Genomic DNA, 23,803 nt, shown 5'->3' with positions numbered 1-23,803 from the left:
GCTACCTTAGCTGCCTTAGCTGCCTTGATTCCAACGGTCATAAGCGGCTTGGTATACTTCGGCAATGCGATCGCTGCCCATTTTCTTCAGCTGGCTGACATATTTATCCCAGTTATCAAGCGATTCCTGGCCGGTAACGAACTTCGCTTCCATTTGCGTCACATACGTATTCAGGTCAGACAGCAACGCAGACACCTCGGATTGCTCATCGGTCGTCAGGAAGGCGTTCGGGAACGGCGGTTTGCCGATCGGAGCCAGCTTCTCTTGGGTTTGCTGTTCAATCCATTCGTCAAATTCTGTCTTCAAGCCGTTCGTCAATTCGCTCAGGTTGACCCCCGGCGTCAAAATACCGTAGTTTGGTGTAATCGTTCCGCGATACTCCTCACGGTCTTTGCCATCCGGCACCGGCAGCCATTCCTTCACTTTGTTCTCTTTGTCCTTGTACTGCCACAACAGTCCTTCCGGACCTTGCGTCCACAAGGTTGCACCTTCATAGCTGTATTGATAATCGATCCAACGCATCGTCGCTGCCGGATTCGGGTTGCTCTTCGTAATGGCGAAGGTCCCGTTGGCCGACATGCCCGGATGCTTGCCGTAAACCGGCGTACCGGCAATTTCACTCGCCACCGGCGTCATCAGCGGATGCTCATCACTTGGTTCCCCGCCGAGCGTGAAATAGGGATGATAATCGCTGAACAAGGCGATTTGGTTATTTTTCCCTTTTGCCTTCTTCTGGTCATCGGTTTGCGAGAACGTCTCGTGATCCAGCAACTCTTCCTTCCACAGGCGGTTCATAAAGGTCAAATACCCTTTATAACCTTCTTCTTGCGGCGCATAATGCACTTTGCCGTCCTTATCGGCATAGATGGTCGTGTCATACATCCCCCAGAACCCGAAGAAGAACATCCGCAGATCGTCCAGCTTCACGGACGAGAGCGGGATTTCGTCGGCTTTGCCGTTCCCGTTCGGATCCTCTTCCTTCACCCGTTTCAGATAGGTGTAGAGCTCTTCCGTGGTCTTTGGCTCTTCGGCGTTTAACGCCTTCAAGAACTTGCCGTTATACCACATCGGACCGCGATACCATACCGCTGCGGTATCGATGAACGGCAGGGCATAAATATGCCCATCCGTCGTCGTGATGTTCTTACGAATATCTGGGTTCTCGTCGAGGATCTTCTTCAAGTTAGGAGCGTAGTTGTCAATCAGATCCTCCAGAGGAATCAGAATCCCTTGGCTGCCATAGGTGACTTGCTCAGCAGGGGTAATGTCCGCTGCGTACAGTGCATCTGGCAGGTCACCGCTGGCGAACACCAGGTTTTTCTTCGTACTGAAGCTATCGATAGGAGCCGTTTGGAACTCCACTTTGATCCCCGACAGCTTCTCCATCTCTTGGACTACGGGCATCGTGCTCCAATCAGCCATCCCGGCATCGGGCGCAAACATCGTCAGCGTAAGCGGCTCATCGACGATGGGGAATCCCTCTTTCTTAACGCCCTTCACTTCACCAGCTTGTTCGGAATTGGATGCGTTCGTTCCCGAATTCGCCCCATTTCCCGAATTACTTGCCGTGTTGCCCGAATTGCCGGACGAACCGCAGGCTGCCAGCAACGAGGCCAGCAGGAGCAAGCTTAAGGCTAATGCTCCCCGTCTTTTCAGCTTCTGCATGAATGAATCCTCCTTTTGAATATTTTGAATGTATGGCAAGATCATCCCTTAACGGAACCGATCATGACACCTTGCACGAAATAACGTTGCAGGAAAGGATACACCACAATGACCGGCAGCGTCGCTACAATAATCACCGCATATTTGACCAGCGCGGCCACTTCCGCCCGGTTATTTAAGGCAGTTGCGGTAGCGGCGTCGATCGAACCGGTTTGCGCCGACATCTCCTGCAGGACAAGAATTTGCCGTAGCACAAGCTGCAGCGGATATTTCGCATCGTCATTCAGATAAATCATGGCTGAAAAGTAGCTGTTCCAGTGACCTACCCCGAAGAACAGAGCCATTACCGCGATAATCGAAGTCGACAAGGGCAGCACAATTTGGAAAAATAGCCGGAAGTTGCTGCAGCCATCGATTTCTGCGGCCTCCTGGAGCTCCTTTGGGATGTTGGACTGAAAAAACGTCCGGCAAACGATAAGATTCCAAACGGAGGTGGCCCCCGGTAGGATCAAAGCCCACATCGTGTTGACCATGCCCAAATCCTTAATGAGCAAATAGGTCGGGACCAAACCACCGCTGAAGAACATCGTTACCATAAAGATCCCCATAAACAGGTTCCGCCCAACAAAGTCTTTGCGGCTAAGCGCATAGGCGGCCGGGATTGTCACCGCCAGATTCACCAGCGTCCCTACAACGGTATAGAGAATGGTGTTCCCGTAGCCGGTCCAGATTTGCGGATCCCGGAACACCCGTTCATACCCTTCGAAGGTAAGGCCCATCGGCCATAACCACATTTCCCCGGAAGAGACGTATTTCGGGGTACTGACAGAGGCGCTAATGATGTAAATAATCGGATATGCGACGATGACCAGCGCCAGAAACAAAAACGCATAGTTGCATGCTAGAAAAATGCGATCCCGCCGAGTTTCCTTAATTGCCGATACCACATGCCCCACTCCTTTCTTCTACCATAGGCTGTTTTCACTGACGCGCCGAACGATCTGATTGACGGTGACAAGCAATATCGCGTTAACAACCGAGTTGAACAAGCCAACCGCCGTGGAGAAGCTGTACTGCGCATCCAGCAAGCCTGACCGGTAGACGAACGTCGAGATGACGTCGGAGGATTCCATGTTCAGCGGGTTTTGCAGCAGCAGGATCTTCTCGAACCCAACGCCCAGCAGACTGCCCATATTCAGAATCATCAGGATGGTAATCGTGGGCAGAATCGCCGGAATATTGATGTACCGAATCCGCTGCATACGCGAGGCCCCATCCAAAATAGCCGCTTCATGAAGACCCGGATCAACCCCGGTTAATGCGGCCAAATAAATGATCGTGCCCCATCCGGTTCCTTGCCATACGTCAGACAGCACATACACCGTTTTGAACCAGCGAGGATCGGACAAGAAGTCAGGAGCCTTGATGCCAAACGCTTCAATCAAGTTCACGATCATCCCTGTTGAAGGCGTCAGGAACGTAATGATCATCCCCGCCATTACGACCATCGAAATAAAGTGCGGTGCATAGGTTACGGTCTGAACCGTACGTTTAAAGAAGCCGTCCTTCACCTCGTTGAAAGCCAAGGCCAGGATAATCGGGAGCGGGAACCCTACGGCCAGCCCGTATAAGCTGATCCCCAGCGTGTTCCATAGCAGATCCCAGAAATAATAAGAATTAAAGAAACGAACAAAGTGATCGAAGCCAACCCATGGACTGCCCAAAATTCCGTTCACGGGAATAAAGTTTTTAAAAGCGATTTGAATCCCGTACATCGGCACGTAGCTAAAGATCAAAATACTTAATAATGCAGGTGCGATAAAAATGTACAATTGCCAATTCCGGAGGATTTTTGTCCTAAGTTTACTTTTGGTAGCGATTGGGGTTATAGGCCTGGTGTCGATCGCGGTTGGTGCGCTTTTCTGCATCGGCGACTCCTCCTTTTTTTCTGAAGTGTAATGGGGCCGCCAGGCCTTCGTAAATATGTCATTTTGCTTCGAGATAACAAAACGCCGTGGCAATTTTAACAAATTGATTGATTTTCATATCTTTTCATGTAAATAAACTTAACACTTAGTTGTCCTGAACAAATGGAGGAAATGTGTATTTTTTTACGGTTCATGCCGCGATCTAAGCCGAATAAAGCCAGAGAACAAGCGCTGGCAAGCAAAAATAACATGTTTTTACCACCCGCTTCCGCTACTTTCCTCCCTTGCGTTATCCGGCAAACTCCTTTACATTTTATATAAAAAAATAAAATAGAGCGGGCGAGGGGGCAGACGTAACGTGAAGCTGAATTACTTTAAGTCTAAGCTTTTTCAAAAATACACCTGGTCTTACTTGTTCATGCTACTGGTTCCACTTGCATTGTTATCGGTCTTCATCTATAACAGCGCGGTCCGCAATCTCCGCTCCGAAATTGAACAATCCCATTTGAACCAGTTAACGCAGGCCAAGACGATCGTGGACAGCCATGTTAAGCAGCTCAGCGATATCGCTTCGCGGGTTGCTTATGACGATCAACTGGCCCGTTATCGCGTGCATGATCCGTATTACAGCTTAGAGGCGATCAATGCGCTCAAAAATTACAAGGCGACCAGCCCAATCATCGGGGAAATGTTCCTTTACTTCCATGGCGATGAGAGGATTTATTCCACCGCCGGGATGACAAGTCTGGACGTGTTTCACGAACGTTATCATTTTCTGAACTGGGAAGGCTCTACACTGGTTGAGGAACTGAATTCCGTCAAGTTTCCTGTCATTCACTCCACCGAGATGCTGAACCAGAACGGAACGATACAGCATTCGGTCTTGGCTTATCTCGTTCCGATTACACCTAACAACCCGAACCCGCACGGGACATTAATGTACTTGATCCCAAAATCGGAATTAACCCGACTGATCGATACAATTCTTGGCAACTATGAAGGATCTTCTTATATTTTCGATAACCACGGTCGTGTCATGGCTTCCAAGAACAATCAAGAACAATCGCTTCAGGGATCGGACTTACAACAATTGGTTGCGCTTTCAACAGGAATCCACAGCATCGAGATAGGCGGGGTATCGCATTCCGTGGTTTCGGTCAAGTCAGAGACCAACGGCTGGGAATACGTCACCTTGATGCCCAGCTCGCAGTTCCTTGACAGCGTGATGCATCTGCGCAGCCTAATGATTCTGCTGCTGGCTGTGCTGACCGTCGTCGGAACCTTGGCGGCTCTGATCTTGGCGCGGCGTCAGCTTCATCCGATTCTTGACCTCGTCAAGTTTGCCGATTCCAAATCGAAGCCCGGCGTACTGGCTGCCAAACCGCACAAAACCGGCAACGAGCTGGACCGCATCCGTACGGCGCTGCAGGAATACAGCTCGCGCGCCGATCTGCAGGAGCCGTATGCACGCAATCATTTTCTATTGATGTTGCTGAAATACGGAAACGCCCGCAGCCTGATGCCAGAGCTGTTAAGCTCGCTGGAGATCAACCTGAACAAAGCGCATTATTTCGCCATGGTAATCGGCCGGGATGAAGCGGCGAAGAGCCGGCTGAACACCCACGATTGGCAGGCGATGATCGGGCGGCTGGCCGCGGCGGAAATTCCTGAATATGGCGCGTGCCTTTACAGCGTGGAGCTGCCTAAACCCGGACAAATCGCTCTGATCGTTGGCTTTGACAAGGTCGACTCCTGGTCCGGACCCGACCAGTTCCGCCGGATCGTCCACCGCATCCACGACAATCTGCTGGAGCAGTTCCGGATCGACCCGGTTATCGGTGTAGGTACTTATTACAGCGATCCTGATCAACTGAACCAATCGTTTATTGAGGCTTGCTCGGCGTTTGAATCGCGGATGTTTACCGGGCATGGCAGCATCACCTTCTTCGAGAAGCTGTCCCATGCGCCGGGAGAAACGTCCTGGGTGCCTAAGAACGAGTTGCTGAAGCTGTCCCAAAGCTTAAAGCAAGGCAGCTACGAAGTGGCCGCCCAAACGATCGGCGAATCGATGAAGGTGTTGCAAAATCCGGAGCTATCCGTCGAGATGAAGCGCTGCATTAGCTTTGACATCTTGAATACAATTCTGCGAACGGGAATGGAGATGGATATTCGCGATTGGACCTACGAAATCCCAAGTTCCGATGCGTTTAATTCCCTGCAGGAGCTGGAGCGCCATTTCCTTGGCCTTGCTTCGCGGATCTGCGAGTTGGCGCTGCATAACGAACGCAAGGAAGAGCATTCCCTGATGGACCGAATTATCGCCTACATCGACAGCAATTATATGGATCACTCGTTAAGTCTGGAAGCAATCTCCTGCAAATATTCGATTTCGGTGTCCCATTTCAGCCGCTCCTTCAAAGATCAGATGGGAATCAATTTCGTTCAATACATCTGGCAAAAACGGATGATGGCGGTGATGAACGATCTGACGTCCACCAACGATCCACTGAAGGACATTATTCAGCGGGTCGGCTACCTCGACACGCCTAACTTCATCCGTAAGTTTAAGAAGGAAACCGGTTTAACTCCGGGCCAGTATCGCAAACTGTACTCCCAGGTGGAATCCAGCAATCCACCGATTTCGGACTCGGCCGATGTCGGATAAGACGGTGGTTCCAGAATGAGAAGAAGGCTGCCTAAGCTTGAGTGCTTAGGCAGCCTTTTAGAATTGATGCTTTGGTTTATTTTCCACAGCATTTCTTGTACTTCAAACCGCTTCCGCAAGGGCAAGGTTCGTTGCGGCCGATCTTGTTCGACCGGGCTTGCTTAACGATATGCCCGCGAATGGAAGGTCTCGCTTGCGAGCTTCCGGAATTGTCCTGCATCCGGCGCAGCTCGTCCAACGTGTGTCCGACATTGGACCACATCCGGGTGTGATCGTATACGTCGCCAATGAGGGCTACCGCTTGCTGTGCCTGCTTCTGCGACGAGAAGTTCAGGTCCCGACGTTCGAATTCGTAGAGCAGATCCTGCAAGGAAGCTTCCATCGAGCAGCCGAGTTGAATGTCGTCTACTAAATACTCCGCGCTTTCCGCATCCAAATGAAACTCCTTCGTCACAAACTCCCGCAACGCCGTCAGTTGCGGAGTCATCTCAAAGTAGTCTTGATCCGCATATTTAAGCAGTTCCTGCGCCTCCGGCACGTAGTAAGGTTTCCCTTGCACTTTGCCCTTGAGCTCGTCAAATTCTTTGTCTTCCATGTCCAAGGAGGCGATATAGCCCTGACGAAGCTCAAAATACTGATCCGTCCGGAGTAAAAATTGGTTCAGCTGTTGCAGCAATTCCTCTTCTGTGATGGATGCATGGCTGTTCTGCGCGTTATAGATTTCCGTAAGCTTCGCTGGCGCGATGATTCCATACAGATTAATCGCGGCCATCAAGTAATTGTAGAGCCGGTGGCTTCGTTCCAGCGCTTGCCGGAAAGCCGGTTGATCCAGCTTCCGGAAGGCTGCCTTCACTTCGTCCGGAATCACCAGGTGCAACTGGTTATCAGTGAAAAAAGTAAACAGCAAGCCGCGATCCAGGAAATAATAGTAGTATCCGAAAGGTGTCGCGTTGCTTGGTTGATAGGAACCGTAAAGCAGCGAGGCGAACAGCTCCCATTCCTTCGGTCTGCTATTTCGTAAAGCAACCTCCAGCGATTCGGGATTCTCAATGCTTGCTTGAACGGCGGCGGCCAGCTCCTCCTTCTTCATCTTGGAGCGGCCAGGGATGCTATAAACGGCGGCTAACGCCGCCAGCCTGGTCTTGGTCAGGCTGGGCAAGATGTCCGACAGCCGATGCATCACCTCGCCAATCATCGCATGCTTAATATTGTTCTCCTCTAGCAGTTGGTTCGTCTGATCAGTCATGTAAAACTACTCCTTCTTCATTTCATTCAAACGGATATTTCAGCCCCCATTGCCCGCGAATCTGATCCATCAAGCGCAGGATAGCCAGCGATTCATCGAGCGAAATGTCGCTGCTTTCGGTCAACCCGGCATTCAGGGCCAGACCGACGGCTTCCGCCTCATAGGTGTAACCTTTAAAGGTCCGATCATCGGTCACGGTCTCAGGCTCTTCCCCATCGATATACAACGTGGCCGTGGTCGCGTTAAGGAACCCGGGAATGTATATCTTGCCGTTCGTTCCATGAATATAAGCATCGTTGCCGATCGCCAACCGCACGGCGCCGTTTAAGGAAGCGACAGCCCCATTTTCATAGGTCAACAATACGGAGAAGTGCTCATCGACCCCGGTTTCCCCGATATGCGCCGTACTTTGGATGCTTTGCGGGTGCGGCCCCAGCACCATCGACGCAAACGAAACCGGGTAGATGCCGGCGTCCAGCAGCGCCCCGCCGCCAAGCTCGGGGTTAAGCAGCCTCCCGGCCGGATCCCAGCCGGCGCGGAAGCCAAAGTCCGCTTTCACCATGCGCACTTCGCCGATCCGTCCGGCCGCCAGCCATTCCCGCACCCGGCGGATGACTGGCAGGAACCGCGTCCACATCGCTTCCATCAGGAACAGCTTGTGTTCGCGGGCATAGGCTACCAGTTCCTCCAATTCGGCGGCATTGACCGTAAACGGCTTCTCGCATAAGACAGCCTTTCCCGCACGCAGTGCCATCATCACATTTTCCTTATGGTAAGGATGCGGTGTAGCTACATAGACGGCATCGACTTCCGGGTCGGCGACCAGTTCCTCATAGCTTCCATACGCTTTAGGAATCCCAAATTTCTCAGCAAACGCCTTGGCCTTCTCCAGATTTCTCGAACCGATGGCATAGGCTTCGCCGTTGCTCGCATGCGCCAAATCCCCCGCAAACGATTCGGCAATTCCCCCAGCCGCTAAAATTCCCCACTTGATCGTCGCCTCTCCCATTCGTTCCTTCCTCCTTTGCTCGATTCATCTTCCATTCATTATAACTGTTAACCCGCCGATGGGGAAACGGAACGAATTGGAGCGTCCGATATGCTATAATCAATAGACGCGGGAAGGACAAGCCCCCGCAATTTCGCCATTTGAGAGGTTGGGCTGCATGCTGACATTTGAGCAGAAACTGGAAATCTTCAAATCATTCCCTGAGCTGGAACAAAGAAACGTATCGCTGGGCCGGGTAAATTTCCACTATGAAGGCAGCGTTTATGATAAAAAGACCGTCGTCTACCACCTGCACCCCAACGGGAACGGGTTTGTTTACGCCGGGCTGCTGGACGGTTATGAGACCGATGCCAAAGGATTCGTGAATATTCGGGACATGGCGGAGCCCGAGCTGCGCCGCCTGGTCAAGGCGTCAATTACCGCTTTGTCCGTCCGGAAGGACGAAGACAGCGTTTCACCCTCTGTGAACTCCGGATCGAAAGACGCTTCCCTGCAGAACACCTCAACCGGGGGTGTGTGGGCAAATGCCAAAGGCGAGAAGCTGACGCTCAAATACGAGGATGATTTGTGGTATATCTACTCCGGATTAAGCCTGGAGATGGCCTTCGAAACCCGCGAGGAAGCCGGAGAGTATTTGGCGGAGGAAGGCTTTTCCCCATTTAAAGGATAATAACTGAAACTCGAGCGACCGACCATGCCTTACGGGGCATGGTTTTTTGTTGATTTCAAAAAAAGTTTGAATTCGTTCAATAAATTGTTTGATTTTTGACACAAAATGTTCAATAATTAAATCAGACACAATTTGTTCACATTTGTAAGTCCAGTGAAACGTAAAGGAGCGAGTCCTCATGTGGCAACCGGAGAAATTGAAAGGCAACGCTTTTCTATGGATTGTTGGGCTGGGTGTTTTTTACGCAGTGTTCTACACGGTATTTACCCTACTCTCGATTCACGGTTAATGGGTCGCGTTTTTTGTAACCGCTGCCATGGGCTTGGGCGATCTGCCTGATCCCGCGTAAGAGCCATGTCAAATGGCTATCACAACTTCTTGATTTAAGCACATCTACCGCCAAGCCGGTGAGGTCTTCCTCCTGCGCGAGGCGGTATTTTTGTTTTTGCCGGGAAGGGATAGCAAGGTATAATACGTTACGTGGCCGCGATCGGCCCTAGGAACAACTGAAGCTAAGGAGTTATCAACTTGAAAAATCTGCTCGTCACCGGTTACCGCGCCCATGAGCTCGGTATTTACAACCAGAAGCACCCAGGCATTCCCTATATCCGTCAAGCGATCACCCATCGCCTCATCCCCTTGTTGGAAGAAGGGTTAGAGTGGGTCATTACCCCCGGCCAATACGGCGTGGATCTGTGGGCTTGCGAAGCTGTGTTTGAGTTGAGGAAGCGGTACCCCCAGCTGAAATGCTCGATCATCACCGCCTACAGCCGTCAAGAAGAGAAATGGAGCGATGAGAAAAAAGACTACTATTCGCAAATTCTTCGCCAGGTCGACCATTATGCTGCAGCGAGCAAAGATCCTTACCTCGGCCCTTGGCAGTTTGCGGGCCGGGACGAGCTGCTATTCCGGAAGACCGATGGTATTCTGCTCGTCTATGACGAGGAGTCGGGCGAGGCAAGCCCGAAATATTTTAAGGAACGTGCCTTAAAGAAGCAAGCCCAGGACGGTTACGTCTACATCAACATCGGTTCCGAAGAAATTCAAGCAATCGCTAGCGAAGAACAGGAGCGGGCTTACGTTGACAGCGACATCCGCCCGGATGAATATGGCCCGGCTTAAGCGAATTTCTTCCCGGGTGTTAACGCAGTAATCCCCCTTTTCCCCGCTGCCTCTCTCTCCCCGCTCTCACGGGCCAATCCCCCTTCAGTCACCTTCCGCCCGCCTCCGGACTACACTAATAGCGTAAATCGCTTTCAGTGCAGCATGACGTTTGCATAGCAAAGGAGGTATTCCCATGGGCGAAAGGCAGCTCCCTACCGTTGCTTATTTCAGCATGGAGTACGGTCTTCATTCCGATTTTAAAATGTATGCGGGAGGACTTGGCGTCCTCGCCGGTGATTTTATCAAAGGGGCCAAAGATATCGGCGCTCCGCTCGTCGGAGTTGGCATCAAGTGGAAGCAAGGATATACCGATCAGCGGATCGGCGAGGATGGACGGCCCTACGATATGTTTACCGATCACGAATACGAGTTTCTTGAGGACACCGGCATCACCGTCACGGTGACGATCAAAAATACCGAGGTTCCTTGCAAAGTATGGAAAACCGAACAGTTTGGCAATAATCCACTTTATTTGCTTGATACCGACCTCCCGGGCAGCGAGAACGGCTGGATTACCGCTCGCTTATACGGCGGCGGCTTCGGCGAGGAGCGGATCGCCCAGGAAATCGTGCTGGGCATCGGGGGCGTAAAGGCGCTGCGCGCGCTGAACATCCCGGTAGAGGTGTACCATTTCAACGAGGGGCATGCCGCCCTGGCCGCCACGGAGCTGATCCGCGAAAAAATGCAGGCCGGGCTGACCTTCGAATCCGCTTGGCGGAATACCCGCGAAACGGTCGTGTTCACGACCCATACGCCGGTCAAGGAAGGCAACGAAGCCCATGGGCTGGATTTGCTGGAGGCGATGTCCGCCTTTAACGGGTTAAGCCGCGATCAGATGGAGCGGATTGGCGGCAACCCGTTTAACATGACCGTCGCCGGTCTGCGGCTGGCGCGCCGCGCCAACGCCGTGGCTGCGCTGCATGCGGAGACCGCAAACCGCATGTGGAAGGACGTGGCCGGGCGCGCGGAGATCATCGGGATCACCAACGCGATCCACCTGCCGACGTGGGCCGACCCGCGGATGCTCCGCGCTTATGACGAGGGCGGCGATGTATGGGCCGTCCATATGGAGTTGAAGCGCGAGCTGATCGGGTTGATCCGCGAGCGGTCGGGAGTGGAGCTGAATCCGGAGCGGCTGCTGATCGGGTTCTCGCGCCGGGCTGCGCCGTATAAGCGCAGCGACCTGATCTTTTCCCGTCCGGACCTAATCGCACCTTACCTTGAATCCGGACGGATCCAGCTTGTGTTCTCCGGTAAAGCCCATCCGAATGACGAAACTGGCAAGCGGATCGTCAGCAACCTGGTCGCGATGATGAAGCGATATCCTGGCAGCGTCGTGTTTCTGGAAAACTACGACATGACGATCGGCGCCAAGCTGACCCGCGGCGCGGACGTTTGGCTGAACAACCCGCGCCGGCCGCTGGAAGCGAGCGGCACCTCGGGGATGAAAGCCGCCGTCAACGGCGTGCTGAACTGCTCGATCCTCGACGGCTGGTGGCCGGAGGCCTGCCTGGACGGCGAGAACGGCTGGCAGATCGGCGACGGCTTCGAGTCGGCCGACCCGGACGAGCTGGACCGGCATGACAGCGCAGCGCTCTACGACACGCTGCTCAACCGGGTCGTGCCGGCCTACTACGAGGATCGCCCCCGCTGGGTGCAGATGATGCAGCGCAGCATCGAAACCACCCGCGAGGCATTCTCAACCAAGCGGATGCTGGAGGAGTATTACCGGAAGCTGTATATGCGGTGAAAGCGGTGGATGCGGCGAAAGCAGTGGTGAACGTGACAATAGCGGTGAATACGACGGATGGTGAGCTTGGCGAACGCGGTGGATGCGGCGGATGGTGAGCTTGGCGAGAGCGGTGGTGAATGAGGTGTGATTGTGAATGCGGCGGATAAAGCTGCAACGCAGTGTGAGGGGTTGCACTTGCACCGTTTTTTGGTGTGGATGTGACTTCCCCTCTTACACCGTTGTTTATCTCCTCCAAACCGTTATTTACTGGTATGGATGCGGCTCCCCTCCTCGCATCGTTATTTTATCGTTATTTATTTGGTGTCGATGCAGCTCAACTTCCCCTTCGAACCGTTGTTTATTGGTATGGGTGCGCCCACACTCACCTTCCACACAATGTAGTTCATCTCCACTTCCCTTCCGCACCAAATGTATGCGAAAAATCGAATACATTTCAGCGTTTTCTGCGGTTTTAAGGGAATGTATATGAAATTTCATATATATTTGCCCAGTTTCGAGAGAATTGATCGAAATCTATATGAAAAACCGAATATATTCCAATTTTTTTCGTCGTTGGCACCCTTTTGTATATGAAAAATCGAATACATTTCCGATATTACCTAAAGAAGCGATTCCCAATATACATAAAAGGAGAAACCAACTTGATGAACAAAACGAGCATATTCTATCGCGCCTTTGCGAAACGCCTGCTGCTTCTAGGGCTCGCCCTGGTCTGCCTCATCTCCGGCGGCATCAGTTGGGCCTCTGCCCCCGCTCCCGCCTCCGCCGCAGGCACGGCGACGGCGGCGCCTGCCAAAAACGTCGTCCTGCTGGACGCTTCCAGCGGACATGCCTTTGTGCCCAGCCGGGCCTTAAACGGACTGAACGGTATCCAGGTTCAGTGGGATGCAGCCCGGCAGCAGTTGACGATCGCGCAGGGCGAAGCCACGTCCGCGATCCTGAAGGTCGGCTCCGCCAAGGCCGAGGTTAACGGCGAGCCGACCACCCTAGCCGACGCGCCGTTCCCCCAGGCCGGCGCGACCTACGTGCCGCTGCAATTCGTCAGCGCCACGTTCAATTTGCCGGCGGAATGGGACAAAACCGCCGGCTCAGTTACCCTGGGTCAAGGCGATGCCCGCTTGACCCTGCCGTATACAAGCCGCAGCGCGCTCACCAGCGCCGGCGCCTCAAAAGCGATCGTCAGCGCGCGCAAGACGTTTAAAGTGGGCGGACGTTCCTTCTCCACGCAGATGGTCACCATCTCGTTGATGGATCCCAAAGTCCGCCTGAAGGTGGCGCTCGCTGGCGACGCGGTCGGCAAGGTCGAGGAACTGAGCAGCCTCGCCAAGCGCCATAAGGCTGTCGTTGCCATCAACGGCACGTTCTTCAACGCTTATACAGATAACGCCTACAAAGCTCCTTACGGCTATATCGTCAGCGGCGGCGAGTTGAAGATGAAAGCTTCCGGCGACAAGCGCACCATCTTCACCTATGACTCCAACCTGCTGGCGCGGTTGATCCCCGGCGATGACTTCAACGATGCCTTTAACGCAGGCACGATGGAGGGAGCGCTTCAAGCCGGGCCGCGCCTTGTGGTCAATGGCAAAGTAGCCGTTGACGTCAAAGCGGAGGGCTTCAAGGACCCGAAAATTCTCACCGGCGGCGGTGCCCGCAGCGCCTTAGGCCTCACGCGCGACCATAAGCTGATCCTGCTGACCACCGGCGGCGCCACGATTCCGCAGCTCGCGGAAATCATGAAGCAAGCCGGCGCGTACCAAGCGATGAACCTCGACGGCGGCGCCTCCAGCGGCCTGTATTATAACGGGAAATACCTGACCCAACCGGGCCGCAAAATCAGCAATGCGCTGATCGTCACCTACCAATAAGCAAGAAAGTCAACAGCAACGAAGCGACCAACCAACGTAAGACCATCAACAATCAAAACGGCACTTCCAAGGAGTTCACCCCGCAGGGACAAGCTCCAAAGAAGTGCCGTCTTTTTACATCACCCTCTTATCTCAACCCTTTACGCCGATTCGAAATGTCGAGCCAAACCGCAAAGACGAGGATCGAGCCCTTCACCACGTATTGCCAGAACGACTCCAGCCCCATCAACGACATCCCATTGTCGAGCGAGGTCATGACGAGCGCTCCAATTAAGGCGCCCAGCACCGTACCCGCACCGCCCATCAGCGATGTCCCGCCGATGACGCAAGCCGCGATCGCGTCCATTTCCGCCATGTTCCCGGCGGTGATCGTCGCCGAAGCGAGGCGCGACGTCAAGACAATCGACGCGATGGACGCCAGCAACCCGCTGAGCAGGAAGACGATCATCGTCTTGCGGCGGATATTGATGCCGGACAGCCGGGCCGCTTCCAGGTTGCCGCCGATCGCATAAATGTGCCGGCCGAAGGTTGTTTTGGTGGACAGGAAGTAGAAAATGGCCGCCAGCGCGATAACGAAGATGATCGGGAACGGAATGCCCTTGTAGGCATTCATCACGAGCACGAAAGCGACGACCAGCAGGGAGAGCGCGGCCATCTTGATCACGTCCACTGCAAATGGCGCCACCTCAAAGCCGTATTTCTGCCGGGAACGACGTTTGCGCAGCGTGCTCCACACAATCAGGCCAATGGCCAATATCCCAAGGATGATGCCGAATCCCGAGGCAAAATACGCGTTACCCAGCAGCGCCAGCACTTTATCGGAGACCGGGATCGTCATCGATTTGGTCACGCCCATCAGCGTGCCGCGAAAGACCATCATGCCCCCCAGCGTGACGATAAAGGCGGGGATCATTTTGTAGGCGACCAACCAGCCCTGCAGCAAGCCTAAGATCGCGCCAGCTGCCAGCGTAGCGAGGATCACCACAATCGCCGGCAGCCCCAGCCAGTTGCTGAAAATCGCGGCAAGCCCGCCGGTCAACCCCACGATGGAACCCACCGACAAGTCAATATGCCCGGCGACGATCACCAAGACCATCCCAATCGCCAAAATCGACGTCACCGACATTTGCGTAAACAGGTTGGATAAGTTCCGCGCCGTCAAAAAAGTCGGGTCCAGCAGGCCAAACAGCACCCAGATCAACACCAGTGCGCCCACCATCGTGTAGGCCCGCACGTCCATTTTGCCGAACAGGCTGCCCCACAGCGTCGGCTTTAAGGCGGCCCCATCCGTTTGTTTACCTAGTTCCTTTTGAAGCTCCATGTTTATTTCCCTCCCGTAGCGGCTTGCATGATATTTTCTTGGGTCGCTTCGCGCCAGTCGAACTCCCGGACAAATTTGCCTTCGCTCATCACCAGAATTCGGTCACTCATCCCGAGCACCTCTGGAAGCTCCGAAGAGATCATGATGATGGCCACGCCCTGGTCGACCAGCTGATTCATAAGATGATAAATCTCGTATTTCGCCCCGACATCAATGCCGCGGGTTGGTTCGTCCATGATGAGAATTTTCGGGTCAGACATCAGCCATTTGCCGATAACAACCTTCTGCTGGTTCCCGCCGGACAATGTGCCGACAGGGGTTTCCAACGACGCGGTTTTCGTCTTTAAATCCTGCACATATTTCAGACCCCAGCGGATTTCCTCATTATCGTTAATCACGCTTAACTTCGAGACCTTAGCCAACGTCGCCAGCGTTGTATTCGTCTTGACGTCCATCCCCATGACGAGCCCTTGACGCTTGCGATCCTCGCTGACGAGGGCGAGTCCGGCGCGGATGGCGTCGGAGACGGAGCGAATCCGCACTGGATTGCCTTCTACGAAGATCTCCCCCGTCGCCTTACCGCCGTATGCGCCAAACAGGCTGCTGACCAGCTCGGTCCGGCCGGCCCCCATCAACCCCGCGATGCCGAGGATTTCCCCTTTGCGCACCCGGAAGCTGACATCCTTAATCACCCTCTGATTCCGCTTCTCCGGATGCCACACGTTATAGTTCCGAACCTCCAGCACAGTATCCGATGGGCGATGCTCCACCCGTGGGTACCGTTCCGTCAGCTCCCGTCCGACCATCATCGACACGACCTGGTCATCATTCGTTTCCTTGCGATCCAGCGTCGCTATCGTGCGACCGTCGCGAAGCACCGTAATCGAGTCGGCCAGAGCAAACACCTCCGGCATCTTGTGCGAAATATAAACGCAAGACACCCCTTCGCTGCGCAGCTGATTCAAGATGTCCATCAGGATCGCCACTTCACTTTCCGTTAAAGCGGCCGTAGGTTCATCCAGAATCAAAATCTGCGTATGCTTGGACAACGCCTTGGCGATCTCCACCAGCTGCTGCTGGCCGATGCCGAGACTGCCGATTTTCGTATCCGGAGAAATATTCAGCCCAACCCGCTTCAGCCACTGCGCCGCGTTATGATACAGCTCATCCCACTGAATCACGCCGCGTTTGGTTGGTTCCGCCCCAAGGAAAATATTCTCGCCCACCGTCATCTCCTTCACGAGCGCCAGCTCCTGGTGAATGATGGCGATGCCGGCTTTTTCTGCATCGGCAATGTTGTGGAACTGCTTCTTCTCGCCGCCGATGACGATGTCCCCGCTGTAGGTGCCGGCTGGGTACAAGCCGCTCAGCACCTTCATCAGCGTTGATTTACCCGCTCCGTTCTCGCCGCAGAGCGCGTGGATTTCCCCTTTACGCACTTGGAAGTTCACGCGGTCAAGGGCTTTCACGCCGGGAAACTCCTTGCTGATATTCACCATTTCCAATACATACATAGGCTTAGCTCTCCTTCATTCGCCTAAGGATCGGCGAAAAGCGCGAAACCAAGGAGGCGCCGAACGCTCCCTGGTTTTCGCCGCTTCCGCCCTTACCGATGTCCGGTTCGCATTACTTCGGCCATTGATCCTTTGGTACGTTTTTGTACACGTCCTCCAGCTTGTGGAACCCGTCTTCAATCACGACGTTCAGGCTATCCTTGTTGAGCGGAATTGGATCCAGCAGCACGGAAGGCACGTCAATTTTGCCGTTGTTGACGGTTTTGTCCGCTTTTACTTCCTCGCCTTTGGCGGCCGCAACTGCCATTTCCGCAGCGGTGATGGCAATCGATTTAATCGGTTTGTAGACGGTCATCAGCTGCGTACCTTCGGCGATCCGTTGGACTGCGGCCAAGTCCGCGTCCTGCCCGGATACCGGGATTTTGCCGGCCATACCTTGTGCGTTTAACGCTTGGATTACCCCGCCGGCCGTGCCGTCATTTGCAGCGACCACGCCCTGAATGTCATTGTTATTGGCGGTCAGCGCATTCTCCATATTCTTCAGTGCTTCTTCCGGCTTCCAGTCCTTGGAGAACTGGTCATATACGATCTTGATGTCGCCTTTCTCCTCCAGCGGCTTCAGCACGTTCATCGCGCCTTCCTTGAACATGTGCGCGTTGTTATCGGTGTCCGCACCGCCGATGTAAACGATGTTGCCCTTTGGTGCCGCTTCAATTACAGCGCGGGCTTGAAGTTCGCCGACCCGAACGTTATCGAAGGAGATGTAATAGTCAACGTCCGAGTTTCTGATCAAACGGTCATACGCGATGACCTTGATGCCTTCTTTGTGCGCTTTTTCCACGATGGGTGCGGTTGCTTCGGCGTTGTGTGCGATGACCACCAACACGTCAACGCCTTGCGAAATCAGTTGCTCCGCCTGGCTCAACTGCGTTGCGTCGTCACCGTTCGCCGCAAGCACCTTCACTTCGCCCCCGAGCTCTTCGACTTTGGCGGTGAATAAATCCCGGTCCTTCTGCCACCGTTCTTCCTTCAGGGTGTCCATCGACATGCCGATGACGATTTTCCCGTCGTCCTTGCCTCCAGCCGCGCTCTCTGCATTGTTCTTTGTGTTCCCGCTGTTGGCGCTGCCGTCCGAAACAACCCCGCAGCCTGCCAGGGTGGAAGCTAACAAAATGGCTGCCAAGCTTAACCGTACAAAATGACTATGTTTTTTCACTACGCCTACGCCCCTTCTTTTAAATAATCGTTTGATGATTCCGCTTACAAAAATATCGTAGCATCGCTCCTCGCGCTTCGGTTCGGTCAAAGCCTGCACTTGTTTGCGCTTGTTCTGCATTCCTTTGCCATCGGATGTAAATGCTTTCAAACCGAACGCTTTCAATGGATTTTTTTGTGCAATCACAACAAAAAAGTCCTTGTCTGGGACAAGGACTCACCTAAGCTAACCGAACGGACGGACTTATTCGATTTCGATTTGCTGGCGATATTCACTGGGGGTGATGCCAACGGATTTCTTAAATACCCGGCTAAAATAATTCGGGTCTTTGTAACCCACCTCATAACAGATTTCTTTCAGGCTTAACGAGCGCTCGGCGATCAGCCGCTTCGCCTCCTCAATCCGCAGTCGGGTGAGATAATCGCTAAAATTCTCTCCGGTCTGCAGCTTAAACAATTTGCTGAAGTAGTAAGGACTGAGATTCACGTATTCCGCCGTCTGCTCCATCGAGATCTCTTCTTTGAACCGCTGGTTGACGAATAGGATCGCCCGCTGAAGCACATGTGAACGGCTGCGTTCCTTCCGTTCCCGCAGGCCGTCGATCCAGCCGCCAAGCCGGTGCAGCGCGCGCTCGCGCAGCGATGCCGTATCCTCGCAGGCGCTCAGATCCTCGATTAACTCGGGACCGTCCCCCGCCTCCACGCCGCGGCTCAAATAGAGGAGCAACCCAATTACATCCCCGCGCAGACGCGGAAAATAATCCGACCGCCCCCCTTTCAGGCGTTCGAACAGCAGGTCAAAGCGCTCGGCTGCTTCGGGTTTGTCCTGCCGCAGCAGTGCATCCAGCAGCTTCTTCTCCTCATCCAGCGGAATCGCGGGGCCGCCCGAGCTTTCGGCGATATCGTCATAATGTCGGACGCAGACGATGTCCTGCTCCTCCGCACAGACGCGAACCGCTTCGCGGTACGAGCGGCTTAGCCCGTCCCAGCCCTCGCGGACCCCGCCGATCCCGACGGACAACGGCAGCCCAAACCGCTCCTCCACCTGGCTGCGCAGCCGCTCGCCCCATTCCAACGCCATCACCCGCTGCTCATACCCCGGCCGTCCCGGCGGCAACGGGATAAACAAAGCGATCTGATGGCCCACCACCGGGCTGACAATGCAGGACAAGCCCGGCTTCGCCCATTGCTTGACCGCATCGTAAATCTCCTTCTTGACCACCTGGAAGCTGGCCCATTCCTTGGGGGTGTGCTTCACAAATGACAATACCATCGCGTAGCCTTTCCTCCACTTGAGGTTCAGCATTCGGGCCAGTTGGTCGGCCTCGACCTCCTGCGCATACTCCAGCATTAACATCAGCGACAGTTCGTTCTCCGCCAGCGGCAGCAGGTGGGAGAGCTTCTCCTGCAGGGAGAGCTGCTCGTCGCGGGCCCGCTTCGCCTCTTCGGTCTCAGCGATTAGATGCTTCAGTACGTCTACGATCTCTTCCCGCCGAGCCGGCTTCAGCAAATATTCCCGTACGCCTAGCGCCAGCCCCTCCTTCGCATAGGCAAAATAATCATGGGCCGTGATAATAACCACCCGTGCCCCCGGCTGACGGGCCATAATCTCCCGCACCGCTTCTAAGCCCTGTATCCCCGGCATTTTGATATCCATAAAAATAAAATCCGGCCTTTCCTCCTCCGCCAGCTGGATCGCCCGCCTCCCATTCTCCGCATGAACAAAACGGAACGTATCCGGCATCGCGTGGCTGATCATCATTTCCAGACCTTCCCGTTCCAATGCTTCATCGTCCGCAATCAGCAAAGTGTACAATTCGGATTCCCCCTTCCCTGTCCTATGAAATCCCTACGCGAAGAGGCAGCGTAAACCGGACGGCGGTTCCAGCCCCTTCCTCGCTGTCGATCTCGATTTGTTCCTCTCCGTCAAAAAATAAATGCAGCCGCTTGAACACATTATGCGTACCCAAGCCGGTCGAATGCCTTTTACCCCCCATCTGCGGAGCATCGCCGCGTACCGATTGCAGCAGCCGATCCACCGTCTCTCGGCTCATGCCAACCCCGTTATCGCGGATTTCAATCTCGACCCGATCCCCCTCGCCAAGGCGAATCGCCAGCTCCAGCACAGCCCCTTCCTCCATCTGTTCAATGCCGTGTACAAAAGCGTTCTCCAGAATCGGCTGCAAGGTTAAGCAAGGGACTCTCCCGTCCAGTGCGCGTTCGTCGATGTTCATCCTGAAGGCAATCCGATCGCGGAACCGCGCCTTCTGGATGTTCATGTATTCCGTAACATGGGCCACCTCCTCGCGCAGCGGGACCGCCTGGTCAAGCTTCTGCAAGTTGTAGCGCAGCAGACGAGACACGGAAACAGCCAGGTCGCTTGTCTTGGTTGCCCCTTCGAGATATGCCAGCTTGGAGATGGAGTTTAAAGTATTAAATAAAAAATGCGGATTGATCTGGCTTTGCAGCGTCTTGAGCTCCAGCTCCTTCACCAGCCGGTCCTTCTCCAAGTTGTTGATATTCTCCGCCATCAGCTGCTGGATGTTGTCAATCATTCCATTAAACGCCCGGCACAAAATACTAATCTCATCGTTGCTGTCGCTCTCCGGCGCTTTCGTGTCCATCCGCCCTTTGGAGATCTGCTTGGCAGTCGCGACCAGCCGGCGGATCGGATTGGTGATGCTGCGCGACAACCAAATCGCCAGCAGAATGCTGAAGGCCGCTGCCGTCACCACCAGCAGAATGCCCAGCTTGTTCAGATTTCCGGTCGCATCCATCATCTCTTCGTAAATCGGCTTATATTGCTCCAGCTCCAAGTCGACCAGCTCCTGAGCCTCCTCGCGGATAAAGCGCTGCGTCTGCTCGGCTTCGATATAAGCCCCGGCCATCGTATCGGAATCCTCGTAACTGATCCGCTCGATCATCGCCTCGGCCTGCTCCAGGAACGTGTCGATCAGGTTGCGGTAATTGGCGAGGGCCAGGTCGCTTCCGCCAATCGTTTGGAGGCCGTCGAGATCCGATCTCAAGGACTTGACTGCGTTTAAATGCTTAACAACCTCGGGCAAGCTTTCCATGTCCACTTGCATGATGAAACGGTTCATCGACCGCATGTTCTCTCCCACCTCGTAGGAGATCTCTTTGTACAGCAAGATGCGCTTCATCATCAAGTGGTAGCTCTCCTGAACACTCTTTCCGCTTTGGAACAGGAAAAACGATACCGAACTCATCACCAGCACGAACAGCGGGATGAACAGAAACAACTTGCGGCGGATGCTCATAAACTCTCGCCCTCCTCCACATTGTGCGCATTCAGCACCTTCACTTCCGTGAAGTAAGCCTTCTTCAGCGGTTGTCCCCCAAAGTGCTCATAAAGGAGCCGAACGGCCGTTTCCCCCATCAAAAAAGGCTGCTGCGCAACCGTCGCTTCGATCTCCCCCTTGCGAATCGCCTCCAGCGTTTCCTTCTGATTGTCGAAGCCGATAATCGTCAGGTCGTCGCGGTTTTTGGCCGCCTGCAGCATGCCAAGCGCATCGGTTGCACTGGTGCCAACCATAATGGTGATCTCCGGATGGTTCCGGAGCATGTTGGCCGCCTGCTGAATCGCCTCCATGTGGGAGATGTTCGAGCTGCGAACGTCCACGATCTCCAGCCCCTCGTGTTCGGCGACGATTTTCTTCAGCCCGTCCAGCCGCTGCAGCTGGTTGGCGGCCTGATCGCTGCCGATGATCACGCCGATCTTGCCTATCCCGCCAGTCGTCTCCACGACAAGGCGACCCAGGCGCTCGCCCGCGGCTAAATTGTCAGTGCCGACATAAGTCAGCCGCTGGCTGTTTGGCGCATCGGTGTCGATGGTCACGACGGGGATACCGCGGCGTACCGCCTTATCGATGACCGGCGTAAACCGTTCTTCATTGAGCCCCTGCACGATAATCGCGTCGACGTGGGCGGCGATCGCTTTTTCCAGCAGGTTCAGTTGCTCTTCCATGTTGTTGCGCACTGGTCCCGTGAACTCGATGTCGATTCCATACTTCTCCGCCGCCTCCGCTGCACCTTTCTCCACCATTTCCCAATAGGGATGGTAGCGCTCTTGCTCGATCAGCACGATATGATAGCGTGGCTCTCCGCTCGCGGGCTGCCCTTGCAGCTCCTTGACAATGCTGCCGATTTTCCCCGAGTACCTGGCAAAGCCGATAAACAAATAGACCAATACAACGATGCAGATCATGATGCCCGCCAGCCATTTCTTGTCCTTCATGAACCAGTTCACCTCTTCCGATAATCCTATCTCAGGATGTAAACGGTTGCAACTAGGTTTGATAAAAGCTATCTAACAGCGGGCCCTTTCAATATTCAGATCTCAGGCCTGTCAAGCCTCTACGTTTCTCAATTACATGATTGTGAAGGAGAGAATGATTGTCCCTTTAAGATTTATATCCGAAAATACGGGGGGCGATAGTGGGGGATGATAGCAATCAGAAGAGTGTAATTATCGTAAGTAGGTTCAATCGGATAGGAGGCTACCCAATAATGGAGTAGCCGACCTTCCACACCACCGTACGTACCATTCGGTATACGGCGGTTCAACCGCTTGAGTGCAATTGACGTAATCGCTCGTATTGAGCAGGGAAGTCATAATACCCTGCTCGTGCGAGCCTTTCGTTTGTTACAGAGCGATTTAATATTGCGCTTCCGGCTACACACCAATAGCCCAATCGAGTGTTTCCCCATGGGTATGCCTGCCACTCCGGTATTCCCAGCTTTCGCAGGTTTTGCACCCTCGTCTTCGGCTTCTTTTATTGTTTCCAGATGTACATCCGCATCCGTCTTCGCAGTCATTCATTCCAGTTCTGCAGAATTCGCTTCATGTCCGCTACATAGAAATGGCCGATCCAGCCGCGAATGTAGACCTTTACGTTTTCCATGACTTGCCGTGCATTTCTGCCTTGGCTTCGACTCGTTAGCTCTTTTAGCTTCTTCTTCGCTTTGGCCAGGGATTAACGATGTACGCGTATGTATACGCCGTCTCCGTTCTTTCCCAAAGCAAATCCGAGGAATTTGAAGTGCCTTTGCGCTAAGACGCTAACGACCTTGCTCTTCTGCGTATTCATTTGGAGCTTTAGCTTCTGTTCCAGATACTTCCGGCTGGATTCCAGCAGTCGTATGGCTGCTCGCTTACTCTTTGCTAGCACCACGATGTCATCGGCATAGCGGATCACCTCCACGCCTCGGCTTCCATCTCCTGATCAAATTCGTTTAGATTGTTCAGCCCTTCCGCTCGCCGCTGTCCCGGCTCCGCGTACTATGGCCTCTGCTGACTTCTCACAGCAAGCTTTACTCCATGCTTCGGATTTTCCTACTCCATGTCTGTGAGACCTCCCCGGGTAAGAGCGATAACTTTCCCCTCATCTATCTGCCACATTTACATGATGAGATTCGGGCAGTATTGGACTTTACTTTGTCGTGCAAGCTCGTCCGTCTCACCATGCCTTGTATGTGATTTCTGTTCGTCAGACCGAGGGTTTGCCTCCGGCTTCCTTCAGATTCCGCCTCGCGACGGACACCCTTGCCCTTGGCTAACAGTTCCTACTGCCAAGCCTGTAGCGGACTTTCACCGCCTAGTTATCGCCCATGCCGGGCGCACACGAATAAGCCCAAACTGGCCAACCAGTTTGGGCTTGATTTCTATTTATTCTGCGGAAATCGAAGCGTCTGCCGCGTGCAGCAGGCCGAAATTGGCTTCTGACGTCCACCATTAGCTCGCGACAGCTTCGAATGGAATGAACAGCCT

Annotated in this window: 18 protein-coding genes; 5 read left to right on the top strand and 13 right to left on the bottom strand. The window is 54.0% G+C overall.

The genetic code is table 11. From position 1 onward, the window contains the following. Positions 1-15: 15 nt before the first annotated feature. From M3G15_RS00600 to M3G15_RS00590, 3 genes are read right to left on the bottom strand one after another with little or no spacing between them, the layout of a single operon-like run. On the bottom strand, positions 16-1,665 hold the full coding sequence (locus M3G15_RS00600; RefSeq protein WP_009224652.1) for an extracellular solute-binding protein: 1,650 nt from the start codon (positions 1,663-1,665) through the stop codon (positions 16-18). 41 nt (positions 1,666-1,706) lie between these two features. Then, positions 1,707-2,612 carry a carbohydrate ABC transporter permease gene (locus M3G15_RS00595; RefSeq protein WP_009224651.1) on the bottom strand — a complete coding sequence of 302 codons (906 nt, stop codon included), beginning with the start codon at positions 2,610-2,612 and terminating at the stop codon, positions 1,707-1,709. Positions 2,613-2,630: 18 nt separating this feature from the next. Beyond that, a complete protein-coding gene (locus M3G15_RS00590; RefSeq protein ID WP_009224650.1) occupies positions 2,631-3,593 on the bottom strand; it encodes an ABC transporter permease in 963 nt (320 codons plus the stop codon). A 358-nt stretch (positions 3,594-3,951) separates the two neighbouring features. On the opposite strand from M3G15_RS00590, the gene M3G15_RS00585 reads away from it, so the two are divergent. After that, the gene (locus tag M3G15_RS00585) at positions 3,952-6,258 is read left to right on the top strand and encodes a helix-turn-helix domain-containing protein (RefSeq protein ID WP_009224649.1); all 2,307 of its coding nucleotides are present in this window, start codon (positions 3,952-3,954) and stop codon (positions 6,256-6,258) included. A 76-nt stretch (positions 6,259-6,334) separates the two neighbouring features. On the opposite strand, the gene M3G15_RS00580 is transcribed toward M3G15_RS00585, so the two are convergent. Beyond that, positions 6,335-7,504 carry an SEC-C metal-binding domain-containing protein gene (locus M3G15_RS00580; protein WP_260069767.1) on the bottom strand — a complete coding sequence of 390 codons (1,170 nt, stop codon included), beginning with the start codon at positions 7,502-7,504 and terminating at the stop codon, positions 6,335-6,337. Positions 7,505-7,526: 22 nt separating this feature from the next. Then, a complete protein-coding gene (locus tag M3G15_RS00575; protein ID WP_009224647.1) occupies positions 7,527-8,513 on the bottom strand; it encodes a Gfo/Idh/MocA family protein in 987 nt (328 codons plus the stop codon). Positions 8,514-8,670: 157 nt separating this feature from the next. Here M3G15_RS00575 and M3G15_RS00570 point away from each other — a divergent pair, with 157 nt between their 5' ends. From M3G15_RS00570 to M3G15_RS00555, 4 genes are all read left to right on the top strand, one after another. After that, positions 8,671-9,183: a hypothetical protein gene (locus M3G15_RS00570; RefSeq protein ID WP_009224646.1), complete on the top strand. Its 513-nt coding sequence runs from the start codon at positions 8,671-8,673 to the stop codon at positions 9,181-9,183. Between the two features lie 528 nt (positions 9,184-9,711). Continuing rightward, a complete protein-coding gene (locus tag M3G15_RS00565; protein WP_009224645.1) occupies positions 9,712-10,305 on the top strand; it encodes an SLOG family protein in 594 nt (197 codons plus the stop codon). A gap of 175 nt (positions 10,306-10,480) precedes the next feature. Continuing rightward, a complete protein-coding gene (glgP, locus tag M3G15_RS00560) occupies positions 10,481-12,097 on the top strand; it encodes an alpha-glucan family phosphorylase (RefSeq protein WP_009224644.1) in 1,617 nt (538 codons plus the stop codon). 647 nt (positions 12,098-12,744) lie between these two features. Continuing rightward, positions 12,745-13,965: a phosphodiester glycosidase family protein gene (locus tag M3G15_RS00555; protein ID WP_260069806.1), complete on the top strand. Its 1,221-nt coding sequence runs from the start codon at positions 12,745-12,747 to the stop codon at positions 13,963-13,965. Positions 13,966-14,092: 127 nt separating this feature from the next. Here the strand turns inward: M3G15_RS00555 and M3G15_RS00550 are convergent, their stop codons facing one another. The 8 genes from M3G15_RS00550 to M3G15_RS00515 form a co-directional block, all read right to left on the bottom strand. Then, a complete protein-coding gene (locus tag M3G15_RS00550) occupies positions 14,093-15,286 on the bottom strand; it encodes a sugar ABC transporter permease (RefSeq protein ID WP_009224642.1) in 1,194 nt (397 codons plus the stop codon). A 2-nt stretch (positions 15,287-15,288) separates the two neighbouring features. Further along, the gene (locus tag M3G15_RS00545; protein ID WP_260069766.1) at positions 15,289-16,800 is read right to left on the bottom strand and encodes a xylose ABC transporter ATP-binding protein; all 1,512 of its coding nucleotides are present in this window, start codon (positions 16,798-16,800) and stop codon (positions 15,289-15,291) included. A 112-nt stretch (positions 16,801-16,912) separates the two neighbouring features. Next, a complete protein-coding gene (gene xylF / locus M3G15_RS00540) occupies positions 16,913-18,166 on the bottom strand; it encodes a D-xylose ABC transporter substrate-binding protein (RefSeq protein ID WP_260069765.1) in 1,254 nt (417 codons plus the stop codon). 93 nt (positions 18,167-18,259) lie between these two features. Further along, complete coding sequence (locus M3G15_RS00535) at positions 18,260-19,831, bottom strand: helix-turn-helix domain-containing protein (RefSeq protein WP_260069764.1); 1,572 nt, start codon at positions 19,829-19,831, stop codon at positions 18,260-18,262. A 22-nt stretch (positions 19,832-19,853) separates the two neighbouring features. Continuing rightward, positions 19,854-21,293 carry a sensor histidine kinase gene (locus M3G15_RS00530; RefSeq protein WP_260069763.1) on the bottom strand — a complete coding sequence of 480 codons (1,440 nt, stop codon included), beginning with the start codon at positions 21,291-21,293 and terminating at the stop codon, positions 19,854-19,856. Continuing rightward, positions 21,290-22,270: a sugar-binding protein gene (locus tag M3G15_RS00525; RefSeq protein WP_260069762.1), complete on the bottom strand. Its 981-nt coding sequence runs from the start codon at positions 22,268-22,270 to the stop codon at positions 21,290-21,292. Before M3G15_RS00525 ends, M3G15_RS00530 begins: the two co-directional genes overlap by 4 nt. Positions 22,271-22,847: 577 nt before the next feature. After that, entirely contained in the window at positions 22,848-23,006 is a 159-nt protein-coding gene (locus M3G15_RS00520; protein WP_260069805.1) for a group II intron maturase-specific domain-containing protein, read from the bottom strand. A 3-nt stretch (positions 23,007-23,009) separates the two neighbouring features. Beyond that, entirely contained in the window at positions 23,010-23,237 is a 228-nt protein-coding gene (locus M3G15_RS00515; RefSeq protein ID WP_260069761.1) for a reverse transcriptase domain-containing protein, read from the bottom strand. Positions 23,238-23,803 lie beyond the last annotated feature (566 nt).

The organism is Paenibacillus sp. p3-SID1389 (genome assembly GCF_025151705.1).
GTDB lineage: Bacteria > Bacillota > Bacilli > Paenibacillales > Paenibacillaceae > Fontibacillus > Fontibacillus phoenicis.
This window is presented reverse-complemented; position numbering and strand designations above follow the sequence as displayed.

Excerpts from the sequence above, each read along its gene's own strand:
- M3G15_RS00575 (WP_009224647.1), bottom strand. The coding sequence starts at position 8,513 with ATGGGAGAGGCGACGATCAAGTGGGGAATTTTAGCGGCTGGGGGAATT.
- M3G15_RS00545 (WP_260069766.1), bottom strand. The coding sequence starts at position 16,800 with ATGTATGTATTGGAAATGGTGAATATCAGCAAGGAGTTTCCCGGCGTG.
- glgP (WP_009224644.1), top strand. The coding sequence starts at position 10,481 with ATGGGCGAAAGGCAGCTCCCTACCGTTGCTTATTTCAGCATGGAGTAC.
- M3G15_RS00600 (WP_009224652.1), bottom strand. The coding sequence starts at position 1,665 with ATGCAGAAGCTGAAAAGACGGGGAGCATTAGCCTTAAGCTTGCTCCTG.
- M3G15_RS00530 (WP_260069763.1), bottom strand. The coding sequence starts at position 21,293 with ATGAGCATCCGCCGCAAGTTGTTTCTGTTCATCCCGCTGTTCGTGCTG.
- M3G15_RS00590 (WP_009224650.1), bottom strand. The coding sequence starts at position 3,593 with ATGCAGAAAAGCGCACCAACCGCGATCGACACCAGGCCTATAACCCCA.
- M3G15_RS00570 (WP_009224646.1), top strand. The coding sequence starts at position 8,671 with ATGCTGACATTTGAGCAGAAACTGGAAATCTTCAAATCATTCCCTGAG.
- M3G15_RS00580 (WP_260069767.1), bottom strand. The coding sequence starts at position 7,504 with ATGACTGATCAGACGAACCAACTGCTAGAGGAGAACAATATTAAGCAT.
- M3G15_RS00555 (WP_260069806.1), top strand. The coding sequence starts at position 12,745 with ATGAACAAAACGAGCATATTCTATCGCGCCTTTGCGAAACGCCTGCTG.
- M3G15_RS00525 (WP_260069762.1), bottom strand. The coding sequence starts at position 22,270 with ATGAAGGACAAGAAATGGCTGGCGGGCATCATGATCTGCATCGTTGTA.
- M3G15_RS00550 (WP_009224642.1), bottom strand. The coding sequence starts at position 15,286 with ATGGAGCTTCAAAAGGAACTAGGTAAACAAACGGATGGGGCCGCCTTA.